Source organism: Streptomyces sp. ADI96-02 (assembly GCF_003846185.1).
Lineage (GTDB): Bacteria > Actinomycetota > Actinomycetes > Streptomycetales > Streptomycetaceae > Streptomyces.
Map to the genome: position 1 here is coordinate 5,036,939 of NZ_ML123034.1, position 19,928 is coordinate 5,056,866.

At 74.1% G+C, this 19,928-nt stretch carries 16 protein-coding genes; 13 read left to right on the plus strand and 3 right to left on the minus strand.

Going from position 1 to position 19,928, the window contains the following annotated elements; all coding sequences use genetic code 11:
- The 10 genes from EES43_RS22315 to EES43_RS22360 form a co-directional block, all read left to right on the plus strand.
- Window positions 1-2,364, plus strand: a 2,364-nt coding sequence (locus tag EES43_RS22315; protein ID WP_241192497.1) for an ATP/GTP-binding protein, incomplete at its 5' end; no start/stop codon positions are given.
- Window positions 2,365-2,595: 231 nt separating this feature from the next.
- Window positions 2,596-4,173 (plus strand): PucR family transcriptional regulator, encoded by a 1,578-nt coding sequence (locus tag EES43_RS22320; RefSeq protein ID WP_124270352.1) that lies wholly within the window; start codon window positions 2,596-2,598, stop codon window positions 4,171-4,173.
- 233 nt (window positions 4,174-4,406) lie between these two features.
- Complete coding sequence (locus tag EES43_RS22325) at window positions 4,407-5,852, plus strand: aldehyde dehydrogenase family protein (protein ID WP_124270353.1); 1,446 nt, start codon at window positions 4,407-4,409, stop codon at window positions 5,850-5,852.
- 233 nt (window positions 5,853-6,085) lie between these two features.
- On the plus strand, window positions 6,086-8,032 hold the full coding sequence (locus tag EES43_RS22330) for an acyl-CoA dehydrogenase family protein (RefSeq protein ID WP_124270354.1): 1,947 nt from the start codon (window positions 6,086-6,088) through the stop codon (window positions 8,030-8,032).
- 144 nt (window positions 8,033-8,176) lie between these two features.
- A complete protein-coding gene (gene dxr / locus EES43_RS22335) occupies window positions 8,177-9,430 on the plus strand; it encodes a 1-deoxy-D-xylulose-5-phosphate reductoisomerase (RefSeq protein ID WP_124270355.1) in 1,254 nt (417 codons plus the stop codon).
- Window positions 9,427-10,737 carry a M50 family metallopeptidase gene (locus EES43_RS22340; protein WP_124270356.1) on the plus strand — a complete coding sequence of 437 codons (1,311 nt, stop codon included), beginning with the start codon at window positions 9,427-9,429 and terminating at the stop codon, window positions 10,735-10,737. Before dxr ends, EES43_RS22340 begins: the two co-directional genes overlap by 4 nt.
- 171 nt (window positions 10,738-10,908) lie before the next feature.
- On the plus strand, window positions 10,909-12,063 hold the full coding sequence (ispG, locus tag EES43_RS22345) for a flavodoxin-dependent (E)-4-hydroxy-3-methylbut-2-enyl-diphosphate synthase (RefSeq protein ID WP_124270357.1): 1,155 nt from the start codon (window positions 10,909-10,911) through the stop codon (window positions 12,061-12,063).
- Between the two features lie 240 nt (window positions 12,064-12,303).
- Window positions 12,304-13,146, plus strand: coding sequence for a GNAT family N-acetyltransferase (locus tag EES43_RS22350; RefSeq protein ID WP_124272110.1), 843 nt, complete (start codon window positions 12,304-12,306; stop codon window positions 13,144-13,146).
- A 200-nt stretch (window positions 13,147-13,346) separates the two neighbouring features.
- A complete protein-coding gene (locus EES43_RS22355) occupies window positions 13,347-13,916 on the plus strand; it encodes a GNAT family N-acetyltransferase (RefSeq protein WP_124270358.1) in 570 nt (189 codons plus the stop codon).
- A 69-nt stretch (window positions 13,917-13,985) separates the two neighbouring features.
- Window positions 13,986-15,689: a proline--tRNA ligase gene (locus EES43_RS22360; RefSeq protein WP_124270359.1), complete on the plus strand. Its 1,704-nt coding sequence runs from the start codon at window positions 13,986-13,988 to the stop codon at window positions 15,687-15,689.
- 125 nt (window positions 15,690-15,814) lie between these two features.
- On the opposite strand, the gene EES43_RS22365 is transcribed toward EES43_RS22360, so the two are convergent.
- Genes EES43_RS22365 through EES43_RS22375 form a run of 3 tightly spaced genes read right to left on the minus strand, consistent with a single transcriptional unit; the run spans window position 15,815 to window position 17,806 of the window.
- On the minus strand, window positions 15,815-16,738 hold the full coding sequence (locus EES43_RS22365) for an aminoglycoside phosphotransferase family protein (RefSeq protein WP_124270360.1): 924 nt from the start codon (window positions 16,736-16,738) through the stop codon (window positions 15,815-15,817).
- Between the two features lie 31 nt (window positions 16,739-16,769).
- A complete protein-coding gene (locus tag EES43_RS22370; RefSeq protein WP_124270361.1) occupies window positions 16,770-17,288 on the minus strand; it encodes a ferritin-like domain-containing protein in 519 nt (172 codons plus the stop codon).
- A complete protein-coding gene (locus tag EES43_RS22375; protein ID WP_124270362.1) occupies window positions 17,285-17,806 on the minus strand; it encodes a hypothetical protein in 522 nt (173 codons plus the stop codon). Before EES43_RS22375 ends, EES43_RS22370 begins: the two co-directional genes overlap by 4 nt.
- A 177-nt stretch (window positions 17,807-17,983) precedes the next feature.
- Here EES43_RS22375 and rimP point away from each other — a divergent pair, with 177 nt between their 5' ends.
- The 3 genes from rimP to EES43_RS22390 all read left to right on the plus strand — a co-directional run bounded on the left by rimP (window position 17,984) and on the right by EES43_RS22390 (window position 19,922).
- Window positions 17,984-18,487 carry a ribosome maturation factor RimP gene (gene rimP, locus EES43_RS22380; RefSeq protein WP_124270363.1) on the plus strand — a complete coding sequence of 168 codons (504 nt, stop codon included), beginning with the start codon at window positions 17,984-17,986 and terminating at the stop codon, window positions 18,485-18,487.
- Window positions 18,488-18,489: 2 nt separating this feature from the next.
- The gene (nusA, locus tag EES43_RS22385) at window positions 18,490-19,530 is read left to right on the plus strand and encodes a transcription termination factor NusA (protein WP_124270364.1); all 1,041 of its coding nucleotides are present in this window, start codon (window positions 18,490-18,492) and stop codon (window positions 19,528-19,530) included.
- Between the two features lie 113 nt (window positions 19,531-19,643).
- Window positions 19,644-19,922: a YlxR family protein gene (locus EES43_RS22390; RefSeq protein WP_124270365.1), complete on the plus strand. Its 279-nt coding sequence runs from the start codon at window positions 19,644-19,646 to the stop codon at window positions 19,920-19,922.
- Window positions 19,923-19,928 lie beyond the last annotated feature (6 nt).

The window sequence follows — 19,928 nt, forward strand, 5'->3', positions numbered from 1 at the left end:
CCCGCCGCCCCGCCGCGGGTGCCCCGGCCGGCCGCGCCCGCGACCCCGCCGACGGCCGCCCCCCCGCCGATCGGGCCCCCGGCCGTTCCTCCGGTGGCCGCCCCCCCGGCGGCCGGACCTCCCGCGAGCGCCCTCGCCGCCTGGCTGCGCACCCCCCGCCCCGTGCGGGAACCCGGCGTCTGGCGGTTCGGCCACACCCCCCGCCCGCCGGAGCGGCCCGAAGGCGTCTCCGACCGCTCCCTGCTGGTGGGCGCCCTGATCTCACTCCTGTCGGCACTGCTCCTGTGGTCGCTCTGGCGCAACGGCTACCTGCCCTACCGGCTGGTCCCGCTGAAGCTGTTCACCCCGGGCGAGTGGTGGAACCCGGGGACGGCGGGCGGCCCGCGCACCATCGAGGGCGCCGACGCCCTCACCGTGTACGAGGCGATCCTCTTCGGGCTGCTGGCCTACGCCTGCGGCCGGATGGGCAACTGGTCCGAACTCCTCAGCCGTCACGTCGCCGCCCGGGGCCTGCCGTTCCGCGCCGCCGCCGCGGCCGTCGCGGCGGGCCTGGCCCAGCTCCTCGTCTGGAACGAGACGCTGCCCGTCGTCCGGCCCGTCCTCATCCTGGTCGCCCGGGCCGCCGGCGGCGAGATCTACCAGAGCCAGACCGTCGTCAACATCCTCTACGCGCTGATCGGCGCGGCCGTGCTCTGGCCCTTCGCCCGGCTCGGCCGCTGGCGCGAGCTGATCGCCGCCCGCCGGTCCGGTACGGGCGGCGCGCCCGCCCACCCCGCCCCGGAGCCCTCCGCCACCACCCCCGACCAGTGGCCCGAACTGCGCGCCGCGGGCTGGACGGAGGCCGCCGACACCCTCGCCGCGGAAGTCGGCGCCGACCGGATGAACGACGTGGACGCGGCCCGGCTGCGCCACGCCTGGGCGCTCGCCCTGCGCCGCCCCGACCGCGCCGCACCGCTGGCCGAAGCCGTCCTGCGCAGCGGCGGAGCCGCCGCCCTGCACCCCTCGGGCCGGCGCGACCTGCCCCGCCGCACCGCGCCCCACGACCTGCTCACCGGCCAGGTCCGCATCGGCCGCTGCGCCGAGGACCCGCACAACCCCTACGCCCGCCGGGGCTCGGGCCTCGCCCTGGACCCGTCGCTGCTGGGCACCTCGCTGCTCGCCGTCGGACCGCCGGGATCCGGCAAGTCCGCGCACCTGGTGCGCCCGGTCGTCGAATCCCTCGGACTGAGCGCGCTGGCGGGCCGGGCCGCCGTGCTCGCCGTCGGCGGGGCGGGCTCGCCGCTCGGCCCCGACGACGCCTTCGACGTCGTCGTCCGCGTCGGCGACCCGGCCTCCGCCCACGACGTCGACCTCTACGGCGGCACCAGCGACCCGGACGAGGCCGCCGCCGTCCTCGCCGAAGGGCTCGTCGGCGACGTCGGCAGCCTCGACAGCCGCCGCGCCGCCACCGTCCTCGCCCAGCTCCTCGGCCCCTACCGGGCCGCCCACGGCCACTTCCCCTCCGTGCCCGAGCTGCGCGAACTCCTGGAGGGCGGGCCGCTCGCGCTGGACGGGCTGCGCTCCGCCCTCGAAGCGGCCGGCCACGCCCCGATGCTCCGTGAGCTGGAGGCCCGCGCCCGGCAGGCGGGCGGCCCCGGCGACCCCGCGCCGGTCCTCGCCGACCGCGTCGCGCTGCTCGACCGGCCCGCGTTCGCCGGATTCTTCGCCACCGGCCCGGACGCCCGGCCGTTCGCCCTGCGCTCCCTCGGCCAGCACCCGCTGCGGGTGCGGATCGACCTTCCCGAACGCGGCCACGCGGAGGCGTCCCGGCTGCTGACCCGGCTGCTGCTGGCCCAGTTCACCGCGATCACCGCGGCCCGCACCGACACCGGCCTCTTCGCCTGCCTGGTCCTGGACGACGCCACCCACGCCGTGACCGCCGAGACCGTCCGGGGCATCCGGCGGCTGCGCTCGGTCAACGCCGGCGCCGTACTCGCCCTGCGCACCGTCGACGACGTGCCCGAGGCCCTGCACACCCCGCTCCTCGGCGCGGTCGGCTGCACGGCGGCCTTCTCCGGCATCACCACCTGGGACGGCAAGCGCTTCGCCGAGGCGTGGGGCAAGGAGTGGGTGGAGACCCGCGAGGTCGCCCAGCACACCGTCTTCGCCGACCAGCCCTTCACCCGCGCCCTGCACGCCCTGCGCAAGCTCGTCACCGGCAAGGCGGTCACCACCGACGCGGTCACCGTCCGGCAGGTCGAGCGCGAGCGCTGGTCGGCCTCCGAACTCGCCTACGCGGTCCCGGCCGGACACGCGGTGATCCGGCTGACCACGGTCGAGGGCGAGCACGCGCCCCCCCTGCTCGTCCGGCTCGGCGACTCCTGAGCGCCCTCCCGCCGTCCCCGGCCGGATGACGGGAAGCGCTCCGGGGCCCGCCGTCGAACGGCCGGCGGGCACGAGCGGTGACGGGAACCCTGCCTTCCTGGCAGAATCGAAGACAGCCGTTCATACGGGACGGCGCAATCCAGGCGCCCGACCCGGCACCGGCGGCCGACGCGCCGCCGCCGGGAGCGGCGTCACCGATCCCGTCCCCGACCTCCGAGGGTTGCCGGTCCCATGCCCCCCACGCTCGCCTCCCTGGTCCAGCACCCGGCGCTCAAGCTCACGGTGCGCGCGGGGGCCGACCGGCTCGACACCCCGGTGCGCTGGGCCCACGCCAGCGAGCTCGCCGACCCCGTGCCGTACATGGACGGCGGCGAACTGCTGCTCGTCACCGCCACCAACCTCGACGCGCGGAACGCGGAGTCGATGCGCCGGTACGTGCGGCGGCTGGCCGGCGCCGGGGTCGCGGGCGTCGGCTTCGCGGTCGGGGTGAACTACGACGAGGTCCCGGCCGCCCTCGTGGACGCCGCCGAGGAGGCCGGGCTGCCCCTCCTGGAGGTCCCGCGCCGCACCCCGTTCATCGCGATCAGCAAGGCCGTCTCCGCCGCCATCGCCGCCGACCAGTACCGCGCGGTCACCGCCGGCTTCGAGGCCCAGCGGGAGCTGACGAAGGCCGCGCTCGCCGGAGACGGCCCCACCGGGCTGCTGACCCGGCTCGCCGCCCACATCGACGGCTGGGCCGCCCTGTACGACGCCTCCGGCGCGGTCGTCGCCGCCGCCCCCGACTGGGCGGCCCGCCGCGCCGCCCGGCTCACCCCCGACGTCGGACGGCTGCGCGAGCGGACCGCCCCCGCCAGCGTCGTCGTCGGCGACAGCGAGGACCGGGTCGAACTCCAGTCGCTCGGCACCGGCCGCCGCTCCCGCGGCGCGCTCGCCGTCGGCACCGGAGCGGCGCTGGGCACCGCCGAACGCTACGCCGTGCACTCCGCCGTCGCCCTGCTCACCCTGACCACCGCCCGCTCCCGCTCCCTCCAGAGCGCCGAACAGCGCCTGGGGGCCGCCGTCCTGCGGATGCTGCTCGCCGGGCAGCCCGACCACGCGCGGGCCGTCGCCGGAGACCTGTACGGCGGTCTGCTGGACGCCCCGTTCCGGCTCCTGATCGCCGAGGCGTCCGCGCCCACCGGCCCCGACCTGCTCACCGAGACGATGCAGGCCGCCGCCGCCCGGTCCGGCGAGGCCCTGCTGCTGGTCCCCGAGGCCGAGCGGGTCGTCGTGCTGGCCGCCGACGGCGGGGCCGCCGTCGCCGCCTGCGCGGCCTACGCCGAGACGCAGGACGGGCGCGCGCCGCGCGAGGGAGGCGGCGGCGAGGACACCGAGGTCGTGGTGGGCCTCTCCGCCCCGTCCGGCCCGATCGCCGTCTCGGCCGCGTACAAACAGGCCGAACAGGCCCTCTCCGTCGCCCGCCGCCGGGGCAGGGCGCTGGTCGAGCACGAGGAGCTGGCCGCCGGGTCGGTCCTGCCTCTCCTCGCCGACGACGCCGTACGCGCCTTCGCCGACGGGATGCTCCGGGCGCTGTACGAACACGACGCCAAGGGCCGCGGCGACCTCGTGGCCTCGCTGCGCGCCTGGCTCTCCCGCCACGGCCAGTGGGACGCCGCCGCCGCGGACCTCGGCGTGCACCGCCACACCCTGCGCTACCGGATGCGCCGGGTCGAGGAGATCCTGGGCCGCTCGCTGGACGACCCGGACGTCCGGATGGAGCTGTGGCTCGCCCTCAAGGCGACCACCGCTCCCGCCCCCGCCGAGCACTGAGCGCCCGGCCCGGCCCCTCGCGGGTCCGTGCCCGTGTCCGTATCCATGTGGACATCCGTGTGAACGCATCCCCCGCACAGCCGTCGCCTGCGACAAAGCGGAGCACCCGGGCCGCGCCCCGCTCCATCCCGGACAAACACTCCGGGCCTCCCGCCGCCTACCGTGGGACCACAGCGGTGGGCCTCCCGGGCGCCCGCCCCCTCCGTCACGACCTCCGAAGGGCCGGAACCTCCATGACTTCCACCCACGCCTTCTGGCTGGCCGGCCGCCAGGCCACCGGTGCGGACAGCTTCGACGTCACCAACCCGTACGACGGACGGCTCGTCGGCACCGTCAGCGTGCCGACCGACGCCCAGGTCGAGGAGGCCGTCGCCGCCGCCCACGCGGTGCGCGAGGAGTTCGCCGCGACCCCGGCGCACGTACGGGCCGCCGCGCTCGACCACGTCGTACGGCGGCTGGGGGAGCGCACCGAGGAGATCGCCCAGCTGATCTCGGCGGAGAACGGCAAGCCGATCAAGTGGGCCCGCGGCGAGGTCGGCCGGGCCGTGTCCGTGTTCCGGTTCGCCGCCGAGGAGGCCCGCCGCTTCAACGGCGGCGACGCCCAGCGGCTCGACACCGACCTCGGCGGCACCGGCCGCCTCGGCCTGACCCGCCGCTTCCCGCGCGGCGCCGTCCTCGGCATCGCGCCCTTCAACTTCCCGCTGAACCTCAGCGCCCACAAGGTCGCCCCGGCCATCGCGGTCGGCGCGCCGATCATCCTCAAGCCCGCCCCGGCCACTCCCATCTCCGCGCTGATCCTGGGCGAGCTGCTGGCCGAGACGGACCTCCCGGCCGGCTCCTGGTCCGTCCTGACGGTCCCGAACGACAGGATGCCCGCCCTCGTCCAGGACGAGCGGCTGCCGGTCATCTCCTTCACCGGGTCCGGACCGGTCGGCTACGCGATCATGGACTCCGTCCCCCGCAAGCACTGCACCCTGGAGCTCGGCGGCAACGGCGCGGCGGTCGTCCTGGCCGACTACGCCTCCGAGGAGGACCTGGACTGGGCCGCGACGCGGATCGCGACCTTCTCCAACTACCAGGGCGGCCAGTCCTGCATCTCCGTGCAGCGCGTCATCGCGGACGCCTCCGTCTACGACCGGCTGGCGCCCAAGGTCGTCGCCGCCGTCGAGGCCCTGGTCACCGGTGACCCGGCCGACGCCGCCACCGACGTCGGCCCGCTGGTCAGCGAGGACGCCGCCCGGCGCGTGGAGTCCTGGGTCGACGAGGCCGTGGAGGCCGGCGCCGAGCTGCTGACCGGCGGCAAGCGCGACGGGGCGACCTACGCCCCGACCGTCCTCGCCGGCCTGCCCGACGGCGTGAAGCTCTCCTGCGAGGAGGTCTTCGGGCCGGTCATGTCCCTCCAGAGGGTGAACGGCGAGGCCGAGGCGTTCGCCGCCGTCAACTCCTCCCCGTACGGGCTCCAGGCCGGCGTCTTCACCCACGACCTGCAGACCGCGTTCCGCGCGCACCGGGCCCTGGAGGTGGGCGGCGTGATCATCGGCGACGTGCCCTCCTACCGCGCCGACCAGATGCCCTACGGCGGCGCCAAGCAGTCCGGCGTCGGCCGCGAGGGCGTGCGCTACGCCATGGACGACTACACCTACGAGCGGGTCCTGGTCCTCACCGGCCTCGCGCTGTAGCACCCCCGACGACCCCGCCCGCCTTCCGCCCGGACAGCGAGCGCGGGCGGGGCACGAGAAGGACGGCCGGAGCCCGCTGTGCGGGGGCTCCGGCCGTTCGGCGTTCCCGGGCGCGCCCGGGGGCCGGTGCGGGTGCCGTGCGGCGGGCAGACGGGTTACATACGGAACAGGAGCAACGACTAGCAGCCCGTACGTCCGCCCGAGCGGCGGCGCGCGGCGAGGTGAGGTCCCCGATGTCCGCACCACACAACACCCCCCAGGCGCCCCGGGTCACCGAGCGCGAGGCGCGGCGGGTCGCCGAGGCGGCCCGCGAGCAGGAGTGGCACAAGCCCAGCTTCGCCAAGGAGCTGTTCCTCGGCCGCTTCCGGCTCGACCTGATCCATCCGCATCCGCTGCCGCCGCCCGACGACATCCGGCGCGGCGAGGAGTTCCTGGCCCGGCTGCGCACCTTCTGCGAGACGCGGGTCGACGGGGCCCGGATCGAGCGCGAGGCGAAGATCCCGGACGAGGTGATCGACGGACTCAAGCAGCTCGGCGCCCTCGGCATGAAGATCGATACGAAGTACGGCGGCCTCGGCCTCACCCAGGTGTACTACAACAGGGCGCTCGCGCTGGCCGGATCGGCCAGCCCCGCGATCGGCGCGCTGCTCTCCGCCCATCAGTCGATCGGCGTACCGCAGCCGTTGAAGATCTTCGGCACGCAGGAGCAGAAGGACGTCTACCTGCCCCGGCTGGCCCGCACCGACATCTCCGCCTTCCTCCTCACCGAGCCCGACGTCGGCTCCGACCCGGCCCGGCTCGCCACCGCAGCCGTGCCCGACGGCCCGGACTACATCCTGGACGGCGTGAAGCTGTGGACCACCAACGGCGTCATCGCCGACCTGCTGGTCGTCATGGCCCGGGTCCCCGCCTCCGAGGGCCACCGCGGCGGCATCACCGCGTTCGTCGTCGAGGCCGACGCCCCCGGCGTCACGGTGGAGCACCGCAACGCCTTCATGGGCCTGCGCGGCATCGAGAACGGCGTCACCCGCTTCGACCGCGTCCGGGTTCCCGGGGCCTGCCGGATCGGGGCCGAGGGCGCCGGCCTGAAGATCGCCCTCACCACCCTCAACACCGGCCGCCTCTCGCTGCCCGCGATGTGCGTCGGCGCCGGCAAGTGGTGCCTGAAGATCGCCCGCGAATGGTCCGCCGTGCGCGAGCAGTGGGGCCGGCCCGTCGCCCGGCACGAGGCGGTCGGCGCGAAGATCTCGTTCATCGCGGCCACCACCTTCGCGCTGGAGGCCGTCGTCGACCTCTCCTCGCAGATGGCCGACGAGGACCGCAACGACATCCGCATCGAGGCCGCCCTCGCGAAGCTGTACGGCTCCGAGATGGGCTGGCTGATCGCCGACGAACTGGTCCAGATCCGCGGCGGACGCGGCTTCGAGACGGCCGAGTCGCTGGCCGCCCGCGGCGAACGCGCCGTGCCCGCCGAGCAGATGCTCCGCGACATGCGGATCAACCGGATCTTCGAGGGCTCCACCGAGATCATGCACCTGCTGATCGCACGCGAGGCCGTCGACGCCCACCTCAAGGTCGCCGGCGACATCATCGACCCCGACAAACCGCTCTCCGCCAAGGCGAGGGCCGGTGCGAACGCCGCCGGGTTCTACGCCCGCTGGCTGCCCAGGCTCGTCGCCGGACCGGGTCAGCTCCCGCGCACGTACCCGGAGTTCCACCCGCCCGGCCACCCCGACCTCTCCGGCCACCTCCGGTACGTCGAGCGCTCCTCCCGCAAGCTCGCCCGCTCCACCTTCTACGCCATGTCGCGGTGGCAGGGCCGGATGGAGACCAAGCAGGGCTTCCTCGGCCGGGTCGTCGACATCGGCGCCGAGCTCTTCGCGATGAGCGCCGCCTGCGTCCGCGCCGAGCACCTGCGCGGCGCCGGCGATCACGGCCGCGAGGCCTACCAGCTCGCCGACGCCTTCTGCCACCAGTCGCGGGTGCGCGTCGAGGAGCTGTTCACCCGCCTGTGGTCCAACACCGACGACCTCGACCGCAGGGTCGTCGACGGCGTCCTGTCCGGCGCCTACACCTGGCTGGAAGAAGGCGTCGTCGACCCCAGCGGCGACGGCCCCTGGATCGCCGACGCCACCCCGGGCCCCTCCACCGAGCCGAACAGGCACCGCCCGGTGCGCTGAACCGCCGCACGGGGTGCGTCCACGGGCCGGACGCACCCGCCGGCAGCCCGCCGCGGGACCCGGGACCGCGAATCACCCCCGCACCCGGGGGCCTTTCCGGACGCGCTGTCCCCGGACACAGCCGGAGCGGCAACAATGGGGGGCATGAGCGACAGCCCCGCCCCTCTCGCCGATCCGCATCTCGTCTTCGACGCAGCGGACGGCCGCCGGGATCTCGTGATCCTCGGCTCCACCGGGTCCATCGGCACCCAGGCCATCGACCTCGTCCTGCGCCACCCCGACCGCTTCCGGGTCACCGCGCTCTCGGCCGCCGGCGGCCGGGTCGCCCTGCTCGCCGAGCAGGCCCGGCGGCTGCGCGTGAACACCGTCGCGGTGGCCGCCGAGGACGCGGTCCCCGCCCTGCGCGAGGCGCTGCGGGAGCGGTACGGAGCGGGGGAGGCGCTCCCCGAGATCCTGGCCGGACCCGACGCGGCGTCCGCCCTCGCGGCGAGCGCCTGCCACACCGTGCTCAACGGGATCACCGGCTCCATCGGGCTCGCCCCGACGCTCGCCGCGCTGAAGGCGGGCCGCACGCTCGCCCTCGCCAACAAGGAGTCGCTGATCGTCGGCGGCCCGCTGGTCAAGGCGCTCGCCGCGCCCGGCCAGATCATCCCCGTCGACTCCGAGCACGCCGCGCTCTTCCAGGCGCTGGCCGCCGGGACCCGCGCCGACGTCCGCAAACTCGTCGTCACCGCCTCCGGCGGCCCCTTCCGCGGACGTACCCGCGCGGAGCTGGCCGACGTCACCCGGGAACAGGCGCTCGCCCACCCCACCTGGGCGATGGGCCCGGTCATCACGATCAACTCCGCGACCCTGGTCAACAAGGGCCTGGAGGTCATCGAGGCGCACCTCCTCTACGACATCCCGTTCGACCGGATCGAGGTCGTGGTCCACCCGCAGTCCTACGTCCACTCCATGGTGGAGTTCACCGACGGCTCCACCCTCGCCCAGGCCACCCCGCCGGACATGCGCGGCCCGATCGCCATCGGCCTCGGCTGGCCCGAGCGCGTCCCGGACGCCGCCCCGGCCTTCGACTGGTCGAAGGCGTCCACCTGGGAGTTCTTCCCGCTGGACACCGACGCCTTCCCGTCCGTCGGCCTCGCCCGCCACGTCGGCACGCTCGGCGGCACGGCCCCCGCCGTGTTCAACGCGGCGAACGAGGAGTGCGTGGACGCCTTCCTCGCCCGGAAGCTGCCCTTCAACGGCATCATGGACACGGTCACCACCGTGGTGTCCGAACACGGCGCCCCCTCCCCGGGAACTGCGCTCAGTGTCGCGGACGTCCTCGAAGCGGAGACCTGGGCCCGCGCACGGGCGCGGGAACTCTCGGCCAAAGCGACCGCGGAGGCGCGCGCATGAGTCTGACCTCGATCCTGCTGACGGTCCTGGGGATCGCCGTCTTCGTCGTGGGGCTGCTCTTCTCCATCGCCTGGCACGAGCTGGGCCACCTCTCCACGGCCAAGCTCTTCGGCATCCGGGTGCCGCAGTACATGGTCGGCTTCGGGCCGACGATCTGGTCGAGGACCAGGGGCGACACGGAGTACGGCGTCAAGGCCATTCCGGCCGGCGGCTACATCCGCATGATCGGCATGTTCCCGCCCGGCGCGGACGGCCGCCTCGAAGCCCGCTCCACCTCACCGTGGCGCGGCATGATCGAGGACGCCAGATCCGCCGCGTACGAGGAGCTGCGACCGGGCGACGAGTCGCGGCTCTTCTACACGCGCAAGCCGTGGAAGCGCGTCATCGTGATGTTCGCCGGGCCGTTCATGAACCTGGTCCTGGCGGTCGCGATCTTCATGGGCGTCGCGATGACCTTCGGCTTCCAGACCCAGACCACCGAGGTCGCGGGCGTCCAGCAGTGCGTGATCTCGCAGAGCGCCGAGCGCGACACCTGCAAGGACTCCGACCCCGTCTCCCCGGCCAAGGCCGCGGGACTCCAGAAGGGCGACCGCATCGTCGCGTTCGACGGGCGGAAGGTCGACGACTGGGCGACGCTCTCGGACCGCATCCGCGAGACCATCGGCCCGGCCACCCTCACCGTCGAGCGCGACGGCCGCGAGGTCACCCTGAACGCCGTCCTGCGCGAGAACGCGGTGGCCAAGAAGGACGACAAGGGCGAGGTCGTCCCCGACCAGTACATCAAGGCCGGCTACCTGGGCTTCGCCGCCCGGACCGAGATCGTCCCGCTCTCCTTCGGCGACTCCGTCGTCCGCATGGGCGGCATGATCGAGAACGGCGTCGACTCGATCATCGCCCTGCCCTCCAAGATCCCCGACCTGTGGAACGCCGCCTTCAGCGACGGGGAGCGCGCCGACGACTCGCCGGTGGGCGTCGTGGGAGCGGCCCGGATCGGCGGCGAGGTGATGAACCTCGACATCCCGGCCCAGAACCAGGTCGCGATGATGCTGTTCCTGCTCGCGGGCTTCAACCTCTCACTGTTCCTCTTCAACATGCTGCCCCTGCTCCCACTGGACGGCGGGCACATCGCCGGAGCCCTGTGGGAGTCCCTGCGCCGCAACCTGGCCAGGGTCTTCCGGCGGCCGGACCCGGGCCCGTTCGACGTGGCCAAGCTGATGCCGGTCGCCTACGTGGTCGCCGGGGTCTTCATCTGCTTCACGCTGCTCGTCCTGGTGGCGGACATCGTGAACCCGGTCAAGATCTCCTGACGGCCCCCGCGCCCCGCGGGCGGCGGCCGGGCGAACGCAAGGCGTCCGGCCTCCCCCCAAGGGGTGGACATGTCGACATGGTGCGTGCTCCGCGGCTCCCGTGCCGTAACCTCGAAGTCTGGAGCCCGCCGATCTCGGGACCTTGATCCACACCTTGGGGATGCACAGCGCATGACTGCGATTTCTCTCGGAATGCCGGCCGTTCCGACCAAGCTCGCCGACCGCAGGGTCAGCCGACAGATCCAGGTCGGCTCGGTCGCGGTCGGCGGTGACGCGCCCGTTTCCGTGCAGTCGATGACGACGACCCGTACGTCGGACATCGGCGCGACGCTGCAGCAGATCGCCGAGCTGACGGCGTCGGGCTGCCAGATCGTGCGGGTGGCGTGTCCCACCCAGGACGACGCCGACGCGCTCGCGACGATCGCCCGGAAGTCGCAGATCCCGGTGATCGCGGACATCCACTTCCAGCCGAAGTACGTCTTCGCGGCGATCGACGCCGGGTGCGCGGCGGTCCGGGTCAACCCGGGCAACATCAAGCAGTTCGACGACAAGGTCAAGGAGATCGCGAAGGCCGCCGGGGAGACCGGCACCCCGATCCGGATCGGCGTCAACGCGGGTTCGCTGGACGCGCGCCTGCTGAGGAAGTACGGCAAGGCCACGCCGGAGGCCCTGGTGGAGTCGGCGCTGTGGGAGGCGTCCCTCTTCGAGGAGCACGGCTTCGGCGACATCAAGATCTCGGTCAAGCACAACGACCCGGTCGTCATGGTCAACGCCTACCGCCAGCTCGCAGCGCAGAGCGACTACCCGCTGCACCTCGGCGTGACCGAGGCGGGCCCCGCGTTCCAGGGCACGATCAAGTCGGCCGTCGCCTTCGGCGCGCTCCTCTCCGAGGGGATCGGCGACACGATCCGGGTCTCGCTCTCGGCCCCTCCGGCGGAGGAGGTCAAGGTCGGCCTGCAGATCCTGGAGGCGCTGAACCTGAAGCAGCGCCGCCTGGAGATCGTCTCCTGCCCGTCCTGCGGACGTGCCCAGGTGGACGTCTACAAGCTCGCCGACCAGGTGAGCGCCGGCCTCGAAGGCATGGAGGTCCCGCTGCGGGTCGCCGTCATGGGCTGCGTCGTCAACGGCCCCGGCGAGGCGCGCGAGGCCGACCTCGGCGTGGCCTCCGGCAACGGCAAGGGCCAGATCTTCGTGAAGGGCGAGGTGATCAAGACCGTGCCCGAGTCGAAGATCGTCGAGACCCTGATCGAGGAAGCGATGAAGATCGCCGAGCAGATGGAGAAGGACGGCATCGCCTCCGGCGAGCCCCAGGTCTCCATCAGCTGACCCGGCGTCCCCACCGGCCCCGGCCCGAAGGCCGCCCCGGCCCGAAGGCCGCCCCGGCCCGAAGGCCGCCCCGGCCCGAAGGCCGCCGGGCCCGGACAGGCCGACCCGACCGCCCCGCCCGGCCCCTGCCCGGCGGGGCGGCGGCGTCCCGGCCACCGGCTTCCGGTCCCGGGCAGCTTTCGACAGCCTTGTTCGGTACAGTGCGGAAATCAGCAGACCGCATGGTGAGGCCCCCTCGTGTTGACGCAGACCACCACCCGGGTCCTCGAACCCAGCGACCTCGGCGCAGCGCTCGCCATCCTGGAGAGCGAGCCCGTGGACAACGCCTTCGTGACCTCCCGCGTCCAGGTCGCCGGGCTCGACCCCTGGCGCCTCGGCGGCGAGATGTGGGGCTGGTACGCGGACGGCACGCTCCGCTCCCTGTGCTACTCCGGCGCGAACCTCGTCCCCATCTGCGCCGGTCCCGAGGCCGTCCGCGCCTTCGCCGACCGGGCCCGCCGGGCCGGCCGCCGCTGCTCCTCCATCGTCGGCCCCGCCGAGCCCACCGCGCTGCTGTGGCGGCTGCTCGAACCGGGCTGGGGCCCCGCCCGCGAGGTGCGGGCCAACCAGCCCCTCATGGTCACCGAGAGCCCGTCCGCCGACGTCGCCCCCGACCCGCTCGTCCGCCGCATCCGCAAGGACGAGACGGAGACGCTGATGCCGGCCTGCGTGGCCATGTTCACCGAGGAGGTCGGCATCTCCCCGCTGGCCGGCGACGGCGGACTCCTCTACCAGGCCCGCGTCGCCGAACTGGTCGGCGCCGGCCGCTCCTTCGCCCGCATCGACGACGGCAAGGTCGTCTTCAAGGCCGAGATCGGCGCCGCGACCTCGCGGGCCTGCCAGATCCAGGGCGTCTGGGTCGCGCCCGAGTACCGGGGCCGGGGCCTCTCCGAGGCCGGCATGGCCGCCGTCCTGCGCTACGCCCTGGCCGACGTCGCCCCCGTCGTCAGCCTGTACGTGAACGACTACAACACCCCGGCCCGCAGGGCGTACCGGCGCGTCGGCTTCCGCGAGGTCGGGGCCTTCATGAGCGTCCTGTTCTGACACCCGGCCGACCGCTCGGCCACCCCCCGGGCCGAACACCGCGCCGGCCATCCCGGGCCGCACACCGCACCGCCCACGCTCCCGCCCACCGCGCCCCGACCGTCCCGCCGACCGCGCCCCGGGCCGTCGCGCCGACCGCTCCGGCGGCCCCGCCCGCCCGCGCGGTCCCGGCCCCGCGATCCGGCCAGTAGGGTTCCCGCATGCCAGCAGCCCCCGGGAACGACCCCGCAGCACCCGACGTCGTGATCGGCCCCGTCGACCTCGCCGCACGCGTCGACGAAGCCCTGCTCGTCCAGGCGGCGGCCTTCGGACTGAGCCAGGACGAGATCGACGTACGCCGCCACATCGTCCTGCGGCACCTGGAGCACCCCGGCGCCCGCGCCCTGGGCGCGCTCACGCCCGACGGGCGGCTCGCCGGCTTCGTCTACGGGCTGCCCAACGACCGCGCCCACTGGTGGTCCACGGTCGTGGAGCCCTACCTGCGGGCGACCGGCACCGACGGCTGGCTCGACGACTCCTTCGTCATCACCGAGCTCCACGTCCACCCCGACCACCAGCAGCGCGGCATCGGCCGCACCCTGATCACCACCATCACCGACGCCGTCGACCTGCCCCGGTCGATCCTCTCCGCGATCGACCGGGACAGCCCGGCCCGCGCCCTGTACCGGACGCTCGGCTACCGCGATCTGGCCCGCCAGGTCCTCTTCCCCAGCGCTCCGCTGCCGTACGCGGTCATGGGCGCTCCACTGCCGCTGCCGCGCACAGGCTGAATGGATTTCCGCCCGCGCGCACCGCCCGGCTAACCTCGGGCCCACCACCCTTGCGAGCAGGAGTTCATCATGGCCCAGGTCCAGCGCATGTCCCGATTGATGATCAAGACACTGCGCGACGACCCGGCGGACGCCGAGACGCTCAGCCACAAGCTGCTGGTCCGCGCCGGCTACGTCCGCCGCAACGCCGCCGGCATCTGGTCCTGGCTGCCCCTCGGCAAGAAGGTCCTGGACAACATCTCCCACGTGGTCCGCGAGGAGATGGACGCCATCGGCGCCCAGGAGGTGCTGCTGCCCGCCCTGCTGCCCAAGGAGCCCTACGAGGCGTCCGGGCGCTGGGAGGAGTACGGCGACCTGCTGTTCCGCCTCAAGGACCGCAAGGGCGGCGACTACCTCCTCGGCCCGACCCACGAAGAGGTCTTCACCCAGACCGTCAAGGACCAGTGCACGTCCTACAAGGACCTGCCGGTGATGCTCTACCAGATCCAGACCAAGTACCGCGACGAGGCCCGCCCCCGTTCCGGCGTGCTGCGCGGACGCGAGTTCCAGATGAAGGACTCGTACTCGTTCGACACCACCGACGAGGGCCTGGCGCACTCGTACGCCCTGCACCGGGCCGCGTACATCAGGATCTTCGAGCGGCTCGGCCTGGACCACCGCATCGTCTCCGCCGTCTCCGGCGCGATGGGCGGCTCGGCCTCCGAGGAGTTCCTGGCGCCGGCCGCCGCGGGCGAGGACACCTTCGCCGACTGCCCGAACTGCGACTACGCCGCCAACACCGAGGCCGTGACCTTCGCGCTCACCCCGGTCGACGGTTCGGCGCACGGCCCGGTCGAGGAGCTGGACACCCCCGACACCCCGACCATCGAGACGCTCGCCGCGCACCTGGGCGTCCCCGCGTCGGCCACCCTGAAGAACCTTCTGGTCAAGGTGGACGGCGAGATCGTCGCCGTCGGCGTCCCCGGCGACCGCGAGGTCGACCTCGGCAAGCTCGGCGAACACCTGGCGCCCGCCGTGGTCGAACTGGTCACGGCCGAGGACTTCGCGGGCCGCGACGACCTCGTACGCGGTTACGTCGGCCCGCAGGGCCTGGAGAAGGTCCGCTACCTCGCCGACCCGCGCGTCGCCCCCGGCACCTCCTGGATCACCGGCGCCAACCAGGACGGCAAGCACGCGAGGAACGTCGTCGCGGGCCGCGACTTCGAGGTCGACGAGTACCTCGACGTCGTCGTGGTCGAGGAGGGCGACCCCTGCCCCACCTGCGGCACCGGCCTCACCCTGGACCGCGCCATCGAGATCGGCCACATCTTCCAGCTCGGCCGCAAGTACGCCGACACCTTCCAGCTCGACGTCCTCGGCCAGCAGGGCAAGCCGGTCCGCGTCACCATGGGCTCGTACGGCATCGGCGTCTCCCGCGCGGTGGCCGCCCTCACCGAGCAGACCGCCGACGACAAGGGCCTGTGCTGGCCCCGCGAGATCGCGCCGGCCGACGTCCACGTCGTCGCCGCGGGCAAGGCCCTCCAGACGGAGCTGGCCCTGGACGTCGCGGAGCGGCTGAACGCGGCCGGGCTCCGGGTCATCGTCGACGACCGGGCGGGCGTCTCGCCGGGCGTGAAGTTCACCGACTCCGAGCTGATCGGCGTCCCGAAGATCCTGGTCGCCGGCCGCCGCTCGGCCGACGGCGTCCTGGAGCTGAAGGACCGCCGCACCGGCGAGCGCGAGGAGCTGACCGTCGACGAGGCGATCGCCCGCCTGGCCGCCGACCTCGGCTGACCCGTACGCCCGGCTGACGGCTGACGGCTGACGGCTGACGGAGAAAGGCCCCCGCACAGCGTGCGGGGGCCTGTTCCCGCGGGCGTCCGGCCCCGAGGTGTGCGGGGCGCTGTCGTGCGGGGCGGCTACAGCCAGCCCGCGAACTCCAGGTTGACCTCGCCCATCTGCCGGCGGCCCTCGCTCAGGGCCCGGATCCCCGACTCCACCGCCCGGAACAGCGTCCAGCCGTGCAGCCGGGCCTGGTCCACCTCCAGCGACTCCGCCAGCCGCTTGACCCGCCGCCGCGCCGTCGCCGGGCCGCCGCTGGCCGCGATCAGGTCCTCGACGCGGTCGCGCACCAGCCGGGCCAGGTCGTAGGCCCGCTCGCCCACCAGCGGCTCCGGACCCACCGTCAGCCACGGCGCGCGCTCACCGGCGAGGACCTTGCTCTGGCGGAAGTTGCCGTGCAGCAGCAGGAGTTCGGGCGCGGACTCCACCAGCTCGGCGCGGGCCGCGAGCGCCGCGTCCACCAGCGGCGCGAGCTCCTGGTCCGCCTCGGCGGCCGTGCGCATCGCCGCGGTCTGCCGGCCGGTGCGCTCCGCCACGGTCGCGAAGGAGTGCCCGGCGGGCGGTTCCACCCACAGCCGCCGCACGGTTCCCGCCGCCTCCAGCAGCGCCTTGGCCTCCGGCAGCGAGCGCAGCGACACCTCGTGGTGCAGCCGCTCCAGCAGCAGTGCGCCGGGGACCGCCGGCTCCGCGCCCGGGGCCTCCAGCAGCCGCACCGCGCCCCAGCCGTTCCAGTGCGCCAGCGCCGCGCGCTCCCGCTCCGGCTCGGCGTCCGGCGGGGCGATCTTCAACGCGGCCGGCGTCCCGTCGCCCCGGCGTACCAGGACCACCAGTGCGCTGCGCCCGCCCGGAGCGGCCACCCGCTCCACGGCGAGGTCGCCACCGGCCGCGGCGAGCGCTTCCCCGGCCAGTGCGGGGAGCCGGTCGAGCCATGCGCCCGCCGCCGCGTCCCCGTACATCTCGCCGAGCGCGCGCACCAGGCGCTGCGGCGGTTCGAAACCCATGCGTCCGCTGTTCCCTTTCCCGTCCTCCGGCTCAGCGCGTCCCGTCCGCTCCCGCGGCCTCCACCGGCCCCGTCGCGGCCGGATCGGCGCCGGCGGCCCGCTCCGCGAGCCCCGGAAAGGCTACGCCGCCGCCCCGCCAGCGGGCCGAGCGCACCGCCGCCTCCCGCAGCGCGCCCGCCGCCTCCCGCCGCAGCCCGCCCTCGGCGGCCCGTACGAGATCGGCGTAGACGCCCGCGACCCGGTCCTCCAGCACGGCGGCGAGCCGCACCGCGGAGGCGGAGTCCGCGACGGGGAACGGCAGGGCGTACGCCGCCGCCGCGGCGACCGGAGTGCCGCCCAGGTCGCGCACGGTCCTGGCCAGCGTGTCCCGGCGCGAGCGGTGCCCGTCGTGCGCCGACCTCGCCTCGGCCCGCCGCCCGCCGCCGACCCGGCCGCCGAGCACCCCGTACCCGTAGACCGCCGCGTGCTCGGCGGCCAGCGCCGCCTGCGCGGCCGTCAGGGCGGCCGAGGGCTTCTCGTCCGTGACGGGCCGCGCGGTCCGGGTGCTCATGACGGGATCTCCTCGGCCAGCTCGGTCAGCAGGTAGGCGTGCGCCGCCGCGGCCCCCGCCACCGAGGCGAGCAGCCGGGCCAGCTCCGGTTCCGCGGTCAGCAGCGCCTCGGCGTGGGCGTCGGCGGTACGGCGCTCCGCGGCGGCCAGCTCCCGCAGGGCGGTCCGCGCGTCGGCGGAGACCCGGCCGGGAGCGGCGGGCGGGGCGGCCCTGCCCGCGCCCGGCGCGAGCGCCTTCGCGTGCTCCCGTACGGCCGCGCGCAGCGGCGCCAGCCCGGCGGCCGTCGCCGGATGGGTCCGGGCGACCAGCTCGTAGCGGGCCGCCATCGCGGCGCTGGTGCGCGCCGCCGTCGTCCGCAGCGCCTTCTCGGCGCGGACCGCCCCGGCTCGCGATCCGGAGCGCGCGGCCCCGCGCCCCGTCTCCTCGTCGTCGTCCCCGCATCCGGTCAGCACCGCGCCCAGGGCCAGAGCCCCGGTCGCGGTGAGCGCCCCCCTGCGCGTCGTCCCCGTGCGCCGCACTTTTCTCCTTCGGGCCTGGACCGGTCCTGACAGGATCTGTCCTGAAGTGATCACCGCAGAGCGAGCGTACCCGCGGCGGCGGGGCAGGCGGACGGCAACACCCCTGACGACCGGATACCCTTTGACCTGACGCACCACGATCCCCACAACAGCACACGCGGCCGAGGAGTCACCCGGATGAGCACCACCCAGAGCGAGAGGCTGCGCGGGCTGCTGAAACCGCTCGTCAGCGCGCAGCAGCTGGACCTCGAGGAGATCGAGGTGTCCCGGGCCGGCCGACGCAGAGTGCTGCGGATCATCGTGGACTCCGACGAGGGCGTGGAGTTGGACGCCTGTGCGGAGCTGAGCCGCGCGATCTCCGAGAAGCTGGACGAGAGCGACGCGATGGGCGAGGACGAGTACGTCCTCGAAGTCAGCTCGCCGGGCGCGGACCGCCCGCTCACCGAGCACCGCCACTACGTGCGCGCCGTCGGCCGCCTGGCCGCGTTCCGGCTCGCCGCCGACGGGTCGGGCGACCTGGTCGCCCGCATCCTCGCCGTCGACGAGGACGGGCTCGACCTCGAAGTCCCCGGCGTCAAGGGCCGCAAGCCCACCGCCCGCCGCCTCGCCTTCGACGAGATCGCCAGGGCGCGCGTGGAGATCGAATTCAACCGCAAGGACAAGAAGGAAGAGGAGGCGTAGCCGTGGACATCGATGTGAAGCTTCTGAAGGGCTTGGCGCAGGACAAGGAGATCCCCTTCGACGTGCTCGTCGGGGCGATCGAGTCGGCCCTCCTCATCGCGTACCACCGCACCGACGGCAGCTACCGCCGGGCGCGCGTGAAGCTCGACGAGAACGGCCACGTCACCGTGTGGGCCAAGGAGGACCCGGCCGACCTCGAAGAGGGCCAGGAGCCCAAGGAGTTCGACGACACCCCCTCCGGTTTCGGCCGGATCGCCGCGACCACCGCCAAGCAGGTCATCCTGCAGCGGCTGCGCGACGCCGAGGACGACCGGACCTTCGGGGAGTACGCGGGCCACGAGGGCGACGTCGTCACCGGCGTCGTCCAGCAGGGCAAGGACCCGAAGAACGTCCTGGTCGACATCGGCAAGCTGGAGGCCATCCTGCCGGTGCAGGAGCAGGTGCCGGGCGAGGAGTACACGCACGGCCTGCGCCTTCGCACGTACGTCGTACGGGTCGCCAAGGGCGTGCGCGGGCCGTCCGTGACGCTCTCGCGCACCCACCCCAACCTGGTGAAGAAGCTCTTCGCGCTGGAGGTGCCGGAGATCGCCGACGGTTCCGTCGAGATCTCGGCCATCGCCCGCGAGGCCGGCCACCGCACCAAGATCGCGGTCCGCTCGACGCGCTCCGGCCTCAACGCCAAGGGCGCCTGCATCGGCCCGATGGGCGGCCGTGTGCGCAATGTCATGGCCGAGCTGCACGGCGAGAAGATCGACATCGTGGACTGGTCGGACGACCCGGCCGAGATGGTCGCCAACGCGCTGTCGCCCGCCCGGGTGAGCAAGGTCGAGGTCGTGGACCTCGCCGCCCGCTCCGCCCGAGTCACCGTGCCCGACTACCAGCTCTCGCTGGCGATCGGCAAGGAGGGCCAGAACGCCCGCCTGGCCGCCCGCCTCACCGGCTGGCGGATCGACATCCGGCCCGACACCGAGACGGACGCCGAGCGCGAGACCGCCGACCGCGAGCGGGCCGAACGGGCCCGGGAGCGCTCGGAAAGGCGTTGACCCGCACCCGCTCCAGGGAATAGATCTGAGGGGTACGCCGCTGAGATCACGACAACATCCGTTCGATTCTTGCCCCACAGGAGTGAGGTCGATACGGGGAGGTAGACTTAACCGTGTCTGGCCGGACGCAACCCCGCGCATGCCCCGAGCGAACCTGTGTGGGATGCCGGGAGCGAGCGGCCAAGAGCGAGCTGCTGCGCATCGTGGTGGACGAGGGCGCTTGCGTCCCTGATCAACGCGGTACGCTGCCCGGCCGGGGTGCTTACGTGCACCCCGCCTCTGTCTGTCTCGACCTGGCGGTCCGCCGCCGGGCGTTCCCCCGGGCCTTCAAGGCCAAGGGGCCGTTCGACACCGCGGCACTGACGCGGTTCGTCGAGAGGATGACACCGTGAGAACGG

Excerpts from the sequence above, each read along its gene's own strand:
- EES43_RS22340 (WP_124270356.1), top strand. The coding sequence starts at position 9,427 with ATGAGTCTGACCTCGATCCTGCTGACGGTCCTGGGGATCGCCGTCTTC.
- ispG (WP_124270357.1), top strand. The coding sequence starts at position 10,909 with ATGACTGCGATTTCTCTCGGAATGCCGGCCGTTCCGACCAAGCTCGCC.
- EES43_RS22365 (WP_124270360.1), bottom strand. The coding sequence starts at position 16,738 with ATGGGTTTCGAACCGCCGCAGCGCCTGGTGCGCGCGCTCGGCGAGATG.
- EES43_RS22370 (WP_124270361.1), bottom strand. The coding sequence starts at position 17,288 with ATGAGCACCCGGACCGCGCGGCCCGTCACGGACGAGAAGCCCTCGGCC.
- EES43_RS22325 (WP_124270353.1), top strand. The coding sequence starts at position 4,407 with ATGACTTCCACCCACGCCTTCTGGCTGGCCGGCCGCCAGGCCACCGGT.
- EES43_RS22320 (WP_124270352.1), top strand. The coding sequence starts at position 2,596 with ATGCCCCCCACGCTCGCCTCCCTGGTCCAGCACCCGGCGCTCAAGCTC.
- rimP (WP_124270363.1), top strand. The coding sequence starts at position 17,984 with ATGAGCACCACCCAGAGCGAGAGGCTGCGCGGGCTGCTGAAACCGCTC.
- EES43_RS22360 (WP_124270359.1), top strand. The coding sequence starts at position 13,986 with ATGGCCCAGGTCCAGCGCATGTCCCGATTGATGATCAAGACACTGCGC.
- EES43_RS22330 (WP_124270354.1), top strand. The coding sequence starts at position 6,086 with ATGTCCGCACCACACAACACCCCCCAGGCGCCCCGGGTCACCGAGCGC.
- dxr (WP_124270355.1), top strand. The coding sequence starts at position 8,177 with ATGAGCGACAGCCCCGCCCCTCTCGCCGATCCGCATCTCGTCTTCGAC.
- EES43_RS22355 (WP_124270358.1), top strand. The coding sequence starts at position 13,347 with ATGCCAGCAGCCCCCGGGAACGACCCCGCAGCACCCGACGTCGTGATC.